This window comes from Paracidovorax oryzae ATCC 19882, from assembly GCF_000687165.1.
GTDB lineage: Bacteria > Pseudomonadota > Gammaproteobacteria > Burkholderiales > Burkholderiaceae_C > Paracidovorax > Paracidovorax oryzae.
The window spans coordinates 44,058-54,548 of sequence record NZ_JMKU01000030.1; the positions used below are offsets into that span (position 1 = coordinate 44,058).

General features: G+C 64.0%; 6 protein-coding genes. 1 reads left to right on the plus strand and 5 read right to left on the minus strand.

Annotated elements, in window-relative coordinates; all coding sequences use genetic code 11:
* Nucleotides 1-99 precede the first annotated feature (99 nt).
* The 5 genes from T336_RS0119435 to T336_RS0119455 all read right to left on the minus strand — a co-directional run bounded on the left by T336_RS0119435 (nt 100) and on the right by T336_RS0119455 (nt 9,483).
* Complete coding sequence (locus T336_RS0119435; RefSeq protein ID WP_167333661.1) at nt 100-4,494, minus strand: glycosyltransferase; 4,395 nt, start codon at nt 4,492-4,494, stop codon at nt 100-102.
* A gap of 24 nt (nt 4,495-4,518) precedes the next feature.
* Nucleotides 4,519-5,253, minus strand: a complete 735-nt coding sequence (locus T336_RS0119440) for a class I SAM-dependent methyltransferase (protein WP_026433796.1) — start codon at nt 5,251-5,253, stop codon at nt 4,519-4,521.
* On the minus strand, nt 5,246-6,604 hold the full coding sequence (locus T336_RS0119445) for an ATP-grasp domain-containing protein (RefSeq protein WP_035226618.1): 1,359 nt from the start codon (nt 6,602-6,604) through the stop codon (nt 5,246-5,248). The genes T336_RS0119440 and T336_RS0119445 overlap by 8 nt, the downstream gene beginning before the upstream one ends.
* A 50-nt stretch (nt 6,605-6,654) precedes the next feature.
* A complete protein-coding gene (locus tag T336_RS0119450; protein WP_026433798.1) occupies nt 6,655-7,794 on the minus strand; it encodes a DegT/DnrJ/EryC1/StrS family aminotransferase in 1,140 nt (379 codons plus the stop codon).
* A gap of 210 nt (nt 7,795-8,004) precedes the next feature.
* Nucleotides 8,005-9,483, minus strand: a complete 1,479-nt coding sequence (locus T336_RS0119455) for a flagellin N-terminal helical domain-containing protein (protein WP_026433799.1) — start codon at nt 9,481-9,483, stop codon at nt 8,005-8,007.
* A gap of 334 nt (nt 9,484-9,817) precedes the next feature.
* Between T336_RS0119455 and T336_RS0119460 the strand changes: the two genes are divergently transcribed.
* Nucleotides 9,818-10,491 (plus strand): flagellin N-terminal helical domain-containing protein (locus tag T336_RS0119460; RefSeq protein WP_026433800.1); only part of this gene is annotated, 674 nt, incomplete at its 3' end.

Consider the following 10,491-nt stretch of genomic DNA (forward strand, 5'->3'; position numbering starts at 1 on the left):
CCAGGACTATGCGAAGGCGGCCAGGGGAGAATACGGATCGTATCAATGGTATCGGACAGCATTCTCCACACTTGAATGGAATCGGGGCTCCGCTGTCCGTTATTCCGGCAGCCAGGCGCGGAGCCAGTTCTGGAGGTGGGCCCCCTCGAGCATCCAGTCCCGCTCGACAGCGGCCTTGAGCGCATCGCCCGACCGTGCGGCGGCGGCCGGGTCGTGCACATGGGCGCGGATGGCATCCACCCAGTCCTTGAACCGGTTCTTGACCAGGGTGACCGGCAGCCCGCACTGGTAGGGCCGCGCGTCGCTGGCGATCACGGGATAGCCGCACGCACCGTACTCCAGCAGCCGCAGGTTGCTCTTGCATTCATTGAAGAGGTTCTGCTCCAGCGGGGCGAGCGCCAGGTCCAGGTTCAGGCTGGCGAGCATGGCCGGATAGCGCTCGATGGACACCGGACCGTGGTATTCCCGCACATAGGGCTTGATCCGGTCCGGGCACATCCCGAAGAAGATCCAGTCCACCTCGCGGTGCAGCTCTTTCACCACATCGGTGATCAGCTCCAGGTCTCCCTGGTGGCTGATGCCGCCCGCCCAGCCGACGCGCGGCCGCCCGCCCGTCTGGCGGCCGCCCTGCAGCCCGCGCCACCAGCGCGGCGGCAGGCGGTTCTGCACCACCCGCATGTCCGGGTGAATACCCTTCAGGGCTTCGGCCAGCGCGTCGGTCGAGACGACGAAGCGGTCCATCATGCCGACGGAGCGGCGCAGCTGCCGCAGCACGTCCTTGGGCATCTCCTGGCGGTGCGTATTCTTGAGGGGCAGGTTGGGCAGGTAGTCGTCCAGTTCGGCCACCATGAACCCCGGGCACAGGCGCTTGATGCGCTGGATGAGCTGGAGCTGTTCTTCATTCACCTGGCGCTGCAGCACCAGGGCGTCGGGTTGCAGCCGGTGCAGTTCCTCGGGCGTGAAGTAGCGGCTGGCGAACCGCGCATCGGCGATGCCGCTGCCGTGCATGGCACGCACCGGCTCGATCACCCGGTAGTGGCCGCAACCGGAATGGTCGGCGGCCAGCGCCAGCACGACCGGCTGGGGCCGCCATGGCAGGGGGCGGCGGTTGATGGCAGCGTCGGTCTCCACGTCGAAGCCGGTGCCATGCAGCGACAGGTTGGGGTTGTAGGCCGGGTCGCGTGCCACGACGGGCAGCCACTTCTGGTACATGGCGTCCTGCTCGCCCATGAAGCGAGCCCGCTTGGCCTCCTGCGTGGCCACATCCACGGACTTCTGGCTCACGCTGCCTTCGTGCAGCACCACCGCGTGCGGTGTCCAGACGATGAGGTAGCCGGCCTGGCGCACCTTGAGGCACAGGTCCACGTCGTTGTACGACACCTTGAAGGCTTCTTCGTCCAGCCCGCCGACCTCTTCGAAGACCGAGCGGCGGATCATCAGGCAGGCAGCAGTGACCGCGCTGTAGTTCTGGTCCACCTCCAGGCGATTCATGTAACCGGGCGCATCGGCCGGCAGGCCGATGAAGGGGTGGTCTGCCGGGCCGCGCAGGCCCAGCACGACGCCGCCGTGCTGGATGGTGCCGTCGGCGTGCAGCAGCTTGGCCCCCACGATGCCGACCTCGGGCCGCTGCGCATGGTTGAGCATGGCGTCCAGCCAGTCGCCGCGCAGCGTGGCCGTGTCGTTGTTCAGCAGGATGAGGTATTCGCCACGCGCCATGCGCGCCGCCGCGTTGTTGATGGCGGAATAGTTGAACGGATGCGGATAGCGCAGCACGCGGATGCGCGGATCGTCCATCGCTTCCAGCCCGTCCAGCCACGCGCAGGCGGCAGGCTCGGAACTCTGGTTGTCCACCAGGATGATTTCGTAATTCTGGTAGGCGGTCTTTTCCAGGAGGGAGCTCACGCATCGCTCCACCATGGCGAACTGGTCCTTGGTCGGGATGATGATGGAGACGGACGGCGTGGCCTCATGGCCATAGTGCACCCGGTAGCGCCCCGGCAGGTTGGCATCGACCCTGGCCTGCACATATCCCCGCGCATGCAGGTGCCGTGCGATGGCCGTGATCTCGTCAGGGTGGCTGGAGAGATGCGGCAGGGCGGAAACGAGCAGCGGCTCGCTGACATGGCCGATGCATTCGATCCCTTCGGCCATGATCAGCCGCAGGATCAGATCCAGCTCCGCTGCCCCGGGGGCCTGCGGATCGAAACCGTCTGCCTGAAGGAATGCGTCACGCCTGAAGAGCCAGTGCCGTGCCATGCCCTGGGGGCACGAAAGCAGCAGGTCCAGGTTGAAGTCGGGCCGGAACAGGGTTCCCAGGCTGCCGGTGCCCGTTTCCACCAACTCGTCTGCATAGATGGCCCGGCATTGCGGGGCGCTGCCGGCTTCCAGCAGCAGGGTCCACAGGCCATGGGGGGTGAAAACCTCACCGGCCTCCACGAACAGCAACCAGCCGGAACCGGCCGCGGCCGCCTGCCGGTTGGCGATCGCCGGCCATTCGGCCAGGGATTGCATTTCCACATGTTCGGCCCCGGGCCGGGCCGGGCCGGGAGCGCGTGCAAGCACGGTGGCCTGCAATGCGAGCCCCGGCAAGCGCAGTGCTTCCAGGCTGTGAAGCGTGGCCTCTACCTGGTTGCCGTCTCCCTGGGCATCACGCACGAAGATGTGCACGGACGGTGCAGGCACCACGGTTTGCAGATGACCCTTCATCAACTGCAGCTGGGCTTCGCAGGGCATGCGCGCGGAGAGCCAGGGCCCCAACGCATCCACCAGTGGTGGAGCACCGCTCAGCATGCGCTCCAGGCGCGTGCCCAGATCGACCGTATCGAACACCCCTGGCAGGGCCAGCGGCGTGACGCGGACGAACTGGTTGTTGGTGGATCGGACCCACCCCAACTGCTTCAGGGTGCGGCTGAAGTAGGCGTAGCGTTCTCTCCCGATATGGGCGTGGAGCCGCCCGAGGTGGCTGGTCTGCTCGTTCGAGATGCGCAGGCAGGACAGTGGCTCCTGCAGCAATGCGAGGTGGCCCAGCCTCAGCAGCTGGACATGCATCGTCACGTCGCCAAGCCAGTAGACGGGTTCGTTCTCCAGCGAAAACTGCCTGCCCGCCAGCGGCAGCACATGCTCCCTGCGCACCATGACGGTACTGGGTTCGCCGATGAAATTCACGGTCCAGTCGGCCAGCAAGGAAACGAGGTCCCCGCCTTCTACGAGTACGTCTCCGGTGAAAGGGTACTGGGTTGCCGCGATGTCCGGTTGCCTGCGGCCCTGCTCGTCGATGACCTGCCGGCGCGAGGACACGAGCGAGACGTCGTCATGCCGGTCCAGCACGTCGGCAAGGGTCCGCAGGCATCCCGGCAGGAGAATGTCGTCGTCGTAGAGAAACTTGATGTAGGCCCCGCGGGCCAGGCGGATGCATTTGCCGACGTTGCCTTCCTCCCCCAAAGGTTCGGGATTCTTGAAGTAGCGGATGGCCACGGGCGATGTCCGCGGCTGTGCGTTGCCGCGAAGGTAGGGCGCGACCGCTTTCTCGACGGCATCACCCCGGCTGTCATCGCAGACCACGATCTCGAAGCTGTCGAACTCCTGCGCCAGCGCGCTTTGCAGCGCGGCGTCGAGATAGGTCGCCTTGTAGGCCGGGATGGCCACCGTGACCTGCACGGGGGCCGCGGAATCCGGCTCGCCTTGCTCGCCGGCGCCGTCCTCCGCTTCCCTGCGCAGCAACCAGCTGGGATGGGCGCATCCTGGCTCGGCGGGCTTGCGCCCGATGTGCAGGACGGAGCCGGCGCTGATGCCATGCTCGGAAAAGGCCGCTGCGCCCAGGTCGTCCCGGGTCAGCGAAGCCATCGCAAAACCTGCATGCTGCAGGCGTCCGATGAAGTCCTTCTTCGCGTAGAGCCGCACGTGGTCGTCCTGGCCGAACCGGCGCCAGCGCTCTTCGATCCGGTTCTCCTGGGGATCCTCGTCCGTGGTCGTGGCCGTGGCCAGCAGGGGCACCATCAGGATCGCGCAGCCGCCTGGCGCCAGGACCCGGTGCAGCTCGCGCATCGCCAGCTGATCGTCGTTCACATGCTCCAGGACATGCGAGCAGATGATGAGATCGAAGGAATCGTCTGCATAGATCCGCATGTCGGTGATGTCCACGCGATCATCTGCGAGCGGGGATTGCAGATCCGCCGACCGGTAATTGCGCCCACCGAGACCTCGCAGCATGGTGGAAAGCGCCGGGGCCGGCGCCATGTCCAGAATCCGCAACTGCGGCAGGCTGGGGCGCAGCAGGTGGCGCCGAATGAAATAGGCATACAGGCGATCGCGATCCGAGGCCATGCATGCAGGACAGCTGTAATGCGCGGTGTTCAGTGTCTCGAAATCCGACATCGAAAACGATGCGCCGTGCTTGCGCAGGGACGAAGCGTAATGATCCGGTACGGGGAGGAAGTGCGTGACGCCATTTCCGCAGACCGGGCACGTGAAAAGGTCGGTGGGGACAGAAGCCATGGTGGAAGTGCTCTGGTGATGGCGTTAACTGGCTGCGCAGCAGATGGAAAACAGGGAACCTGCAAGATCAGGATATTCCAGCCCCAGCTGGTAGAGGCCCTCCAGCTGGGTGGCCCCCAGGATTCCGCCCGCGAACATCGCATTCATCTGGAAGTCCGCGAACGGCTTCAGCATGAGGCCGCCTGTATGCATGCTGGAAAGTCCTCCTGCCGAGATGTCCCTCGCCAGTTGCACGCGGTCGTAGGTCCGCCTGTGGCCGTGCCGCCGGTCGTTATCCGTCAGCTCATAAAGGTCGTCGACCAGTCCCATGTGGCGTGCCATCTGCCTGGACAGCGCACGCGCATTGGGCACCACAATGAACACCTTGCCACGTGGGGCGAGCAGGGTGCGAACCTTGCGCAGCAGGGCGCGGGGGTCTATCACGTGCTCGAGAACGTAGCTCAGGAAAATATGCTCGTACGTCGTCGTGGATTCGAACTCTTCGAACAGCGACTGAATGAATACCGCGTTCGGAATGCCGTGCGATCGGGCTTTTTGAAGAAAGACGGAGGATCCGTCCACCACCGTGAGGCTTTCGAAATGCGGTGCCAGCAGCTGGGTCATGTAGCCGAAGTCACAGCCAAGCTCCAGCGCATGGCTGTGCTGGGCGAAATGGGGCGTGAATGCCCGCATGGCCATGGATCTGATGGCCGCATCCTGGGGGCTGTCAGCCGTGGTGTAGGTGGCAGCCAGGCTCTCCAGGAACGTCTTTTCATCCATGATGGGTTTCCTCCAGCGATGGGGGGTGTGGGCGCGGCGCGAAACCCTGCTCCGTGAGAAGTTCGATCATGCTCAGGTCGAATGTCGGTATGCCCAGGGTTTTCCGGACTTCCTGGCGTTCGGAAAAGCTGTCGTCCACAAAGATGGGGTGGCCATCGCGCTGGATGTGGGCGGACTTCATGCTCCCATCGGTAATATGGACCACCCGGTCGAACAAGCCATGCAGCCGGTGCTGCTGCAGTGTCTTTTCAATATCCAGTGCGTGCCGTGTCAGGAGCGTGACGGGCTTTTTTGCATTGATGCACTGAAATATCAGCTTCAATGCTTCCAGATGCACTTCGCCATTGAGAATGAGCGTGTCGTCGAGGTCGATGTAGAGCGCGTCGAATTCAATGTCGTGCCGATAGCGGTTGCGCAGGCTGCGATCCAGTTCCACGCTGCCCTGGTTTTGCTGTATTTGAAGGTTCAATCCGTCCTGTTCCATCAGGCTGAGCAGCGGGAAGTTGATCCCCTGGACCCTGTGGGCCGCCATGGCGCCTGCAATACGGGGTGCCACCTCCAGCAGCGTGAGGGCTCCTGCAGACGAGCGCTTCACCTGGAAGAACCAGGCGCCCCGCATCTCCAGTTGGGTCGCGATGGCCCGGGCCATGTGGTCGATGCCCGGCAGCTCCACGGTCACCGTGCAGTTGGATATGCCATTGCGGATCCGGTCGCGGCGGCGGGCATGGCAAAAGAGCAGCCCCTGGCGAAGCGAGGAAAAGCAATCCACCGTGTATTCCTCGCCGGGGAGGTACTCGCATACCAGCGGGTCATGGGCGGTTCTCAGGGCGTGTGCCAGTTGCTCCTCGTCATCCGCGCGAAAAGCATTCAGGGAACCCTGGCCGCGGTCGGGCTTGATGAAGACGGGAAACGTGTCGATGGAACGAGGGTCGTGGAATACCCTCGGTGTCTGGATGAACGCTTCGAGGCGTTGATAGGTGGCCCGTTTGGAGCGCGTGATCTCGCAGGTGTCTGCGGAAGGAGCGATTACCTTGGCGCCCAGCGAGGCCTGCATCTTGCTGAGTGCCGTCAGGGCATCGTCGTGTGCAGGAAATACGTAATCGATCTCCAGCCTTCTGCAGAGTCCGGCGATTTTTGACGAGAATGCCGCATGGGTCACATGCGGGAGCACATGGTACTCTCTGTAGAGCAGGCGGGCGTGATTGGGAATGTCTTCGCCCGCTGCGAAAAGGCTCGTGTTGCGGCAGCCTTTGAGCGCTGCAAATATCTCCAGGCCGATTTCTGTTCCGGCGGGAAATACAAGGACCCTTCTTTCCGGCATTCCGCCGTTGCCTGCGATCTGCTGCTGCATCTGTGCCGGGCTTTCCATGGATGAACCGGGGCTTTCGGTGGCCTGCTGGCTTACGCTGCCGCTGCACCACTGCCGATGTCCCTGATCAGGGCGGCAATCATCTCCACCGTGTCGTCTGCAAGGGCGGGAAACATCGGCAGGCAGAGGATGGATGCCGAAGCGCGGTGGGCATTCGGCAGGTTCTGGGCGTTGGCGGACGGAAGTGCCTTGTACATCGGGAAGCTGCTGATGGGCGGGTGGAAGTACCTCCGGCCATGGATGCCATGGAGCTTCAGGTGCTCGTAGAGCGCATCGCGCGAAATGGGATAGTCCTCGCCGACCAGGATGGGGAAATATGCGTGGTTGTGCCGGTGCGCGTCGCTCTGGATGAATGCAATGCCGTCGATCCCGGCCAGCAGCCGCCGGTACCGGGCGTGGATATCGGCCCTGCGCGCGATCACCTTGTCGATGTGCTGCAACTGCAGCAGGCCGAAGGCGGCATTGATCTCGCTCATCTTGCCGTTGATGCCTGGCGCCACTACGGTCACTTCATCGACGAATCCGAAGTTCTTGAGGTGGTCGATGCGCCGCTTGGTTTTCGCGTCGGGGCTGACGATGGCGCCCCCTTCGAATGTGTTGAACACCTTGGTGGCGTGGAAGCTGAGCACTGACAGGTCGCCATGCCGCAATATGCTGCCCTCCGTATCGCGCACGCCAAACGCATGGGCTGCGTCGTAGATCACCTTCAACCCGTAGTTGTCGGCAATATTCTGGATGGCGGCAACATCGCAGGGGTGGCCGTAGCAATGCACGGGCAGGATCGCGGTGGTCTGGGGCGTGATCGCTGCCTCGATCTTCGCTGGATCGAGGTTCAATGTCTGCGGATCGATGTCCACGAAAACGGGTTTGATACCGTTCCAGAGAAGCGAATGGGCGGTGGCTACGAAACTGTAGGGAGTCGTGATGACTTCCCCGGTAATACGAAGGGCTTGCAGGGCGGTGACCAGTGCAATCGTTCCGTTCGCGAAGAGGGAGATGTGCTGCAGTCCCAGGTATTCCTGCAGCTTGAATTCAAGTTCCTGGTGGCAGGGGCCGTTGTTGGTCAGGATCTTCCTGTCCCATATGCCTCTCAGGTAAGGAAGAAATTCCTCCAGGGGCGGGAGGTACGGCTGCGTGACGTAAACCGGTGTTTCTTGCTGCCGTTCTGACATGGGAAGTCCCTAGAAGTTTTCACATGGGCGTATTGTGCGCAAGCATGGCAGCTGCCAGTTGCGCCGCAGTGCTGCCGGATGACCCCAGGACAACTTCCCGACGGATTGCCGCCAGCACGATCCTCCTGCTGCAAACAAGAAAACCCACCCACAGGGGACGGCGGCGATGGCCGCGCGTCGGCCGGCGGGGCCTTCGGCCGGCTTGATGGCTTATTTCAGCAGGGACAGCACGCCCTGGGGCAACTGGTTGGCCTGGGCCACCATCGCCGTGCCGGCCTGCTGCAGGATCTGGGCGCGCGACAGGTTGGCGGTTTCCGAGGCGAAGTCCGCGTCCTGGATACGGCTGCGCGAGGCGGACATGTTTTCGGACGACGTGTTCAGGTTGGCGATCGCGGTCTCGAATCGGGACTGCAAGGCACCGAAGCTTGCACGCTGGCCATTCACCGCGGAAAGCGCTGCATCGATGATCTTCAGTGCGCGCGTGGATCCGTCCACCGTGGATACGTCGATGGTGCTCACGGATTTCATGCTGGAGGTGGTGGCCGTGGTGGTCGTCATGGTGTCGCCCGTGCCGCTCACCGTATAGCCCTTGTCGGAGTTGTATTCCACTGTGCCGCGCGAGGCCACGGTGGTGCCGGTGCCGGCCGCCGTGGCGGTGGTGAACGTCAGGTCGCCTGTGGACAGCGTCTGGGTGGCGTCCTGCGAAGCCAGCGTGATGCCCGCGGCGCTGCTGGCGCCGTTGGCGATGTTGATGTCCTTGCCCGACTCATTGGTCAGGATCAGGCCGGTGTTGTCGCTGTTGAGCTTGGCGGTGATGCCCGTTTGCGAAGACACGTCGTTGAAGGCCTTCACGGCTTCGGCCAGGCCGGCGGCCGAGCTGGTGGCCGTGACATTGAACGTCACGTTGGATGCCGTGCTGTTCTCACCCTTGACCGCCAGCGAGAAAGAGCCGGCGCCGGAGAACTTCAGTTCCGAGACGTTGCGGGCCGAGGCCGTCACGCCGGTGGAATCGGCCACGGCGTTGACGGCGGAGGCGATGTCGGCGGCCGTGCCGGAGGCGGCGACGTTGACGGTCTTGGTCTGCAGGCCGGCGATCACCACCGTGCCGGCAGCGGCGCCTGCCGAGCCGGCCGACGCGCCGGAGGTAGCCGCGCCGGAGGCCGAGGCCGTCAGCTGGGCGCCATAGTTGATGGTACGGAAATTGCCCGTGGTGGCCGTGATGGTCTGGTTGGCGTTGGCGCCGACCTGGAAGGTGGCCGAGCCGAAGGAGCCGTCCAGCAGCTTCTGGCCGTTGAATTCTGTTGTGCCGGCGATACGGTCGAGTTCGGACAGCAACTGGCCGACTTCCGCCTGGATGGCCTTGCGGTCACCGGCCGAATTGGTGGCGTTGGCCGATTGCACCGACAGTTCCCGCACCCGCTGCAGGATGTTCCCCGCGCCCGCCAGCGCGCTTTCCGCCACCTGGGACAGCGAAATGCCATCGTTGGCGTTCCGCGCCGCCTGGTTCATCCCCCGGATCTGCGAGGTGAAGCGCTCCGAGATGGCCAGGCCGGCGGCATCGTCCTTGGCGCTGTTGATGCGCAGGCCCGAGGACAGGCGCTGGATGGAGGTGTTGAGCGACGACTGGCTCAGGCTCAGGTTGCGCTGGGCAGTGAGCGAGCTGATGTTGGTGTTGATGGTGGACGCCATGGCGGAACTCCTGCGAGGCTGGGAACAAACATTACTGCCGGCTCAAGCGCTACCCCTCCGGCGGACTTTGTGGGAACGATGGAAGGATTGTTGGGGAGCCTGCCCCGGGGCATTGGGGGGATAAGACACACAAAAACCGCTCAATCCATGTGTTCGTGCCTAAAGTTTTCTGGCGGACACCCGAAAACATCTCCAACGGGACGTATGAGCAGCACTCGAGTCGGCCCGCCGTTCAACAGATGGCTCGCAAGGATCTGTGAACTCTGTGGCCAGGCGTTCTGGGCCCAGTTGGCGGCAACGCCATATCCAGTCAGTTCTTTTCAGGAGATTTGCAATGGCATCCACCATCAACACCAACGTCAGCTCGCTTACCGCCCAGCGCAACCTGAGCCTGAGCCAGTCGTCGCTCAACACGTCCATCCAGCGCCTGTCCTCGGGCCTGCGCATCAACAGCGCCAAGGACGATGCCGCCGGCCTGGCCATCTCGGAGCGCTTCACCTCGCAGATCCGCGGCCTGAACCAGGCCGTGCGCAACGCCAATGACGGCATTTCGCTGGCGCAGACGGCGGAAGGCGCCCTGAAGTCCACCGGCGACATCCTGCAGCGGGTGCGTGAACTGGCCGTGCAGTCGGCCAACGCCACCAACTCCTCCGGTGACCGCAAGGCCATCCAGGCCGAAGTCGGCCAGCTGCTGTCGGAAATGGACCGCATTGCCGGCAACACCGAATTCAACGGCCAGAAGCTGCTGGACGGCTCCTTCGGCTCGGCCACCTTCCAGGTCGGCGCCAACGCCAACCAGACCATCACGGCCACCACGGGCAACTTCCGCACCAACAACTATGGCGCCCAGCTGACGGCCTCGGCCTCCGGCGCAGCCACCACCGGCGCCTCGGCCGGCTCGGCAGGCGCCGCCGCCGGCACGGTGGTGATCGCCGGCCTGCAGACCAAGACCGTCAACGTCGCCGCCTCCGGCACGGCCGCCGACATCGCCTCCGCCGTCAACGCCGT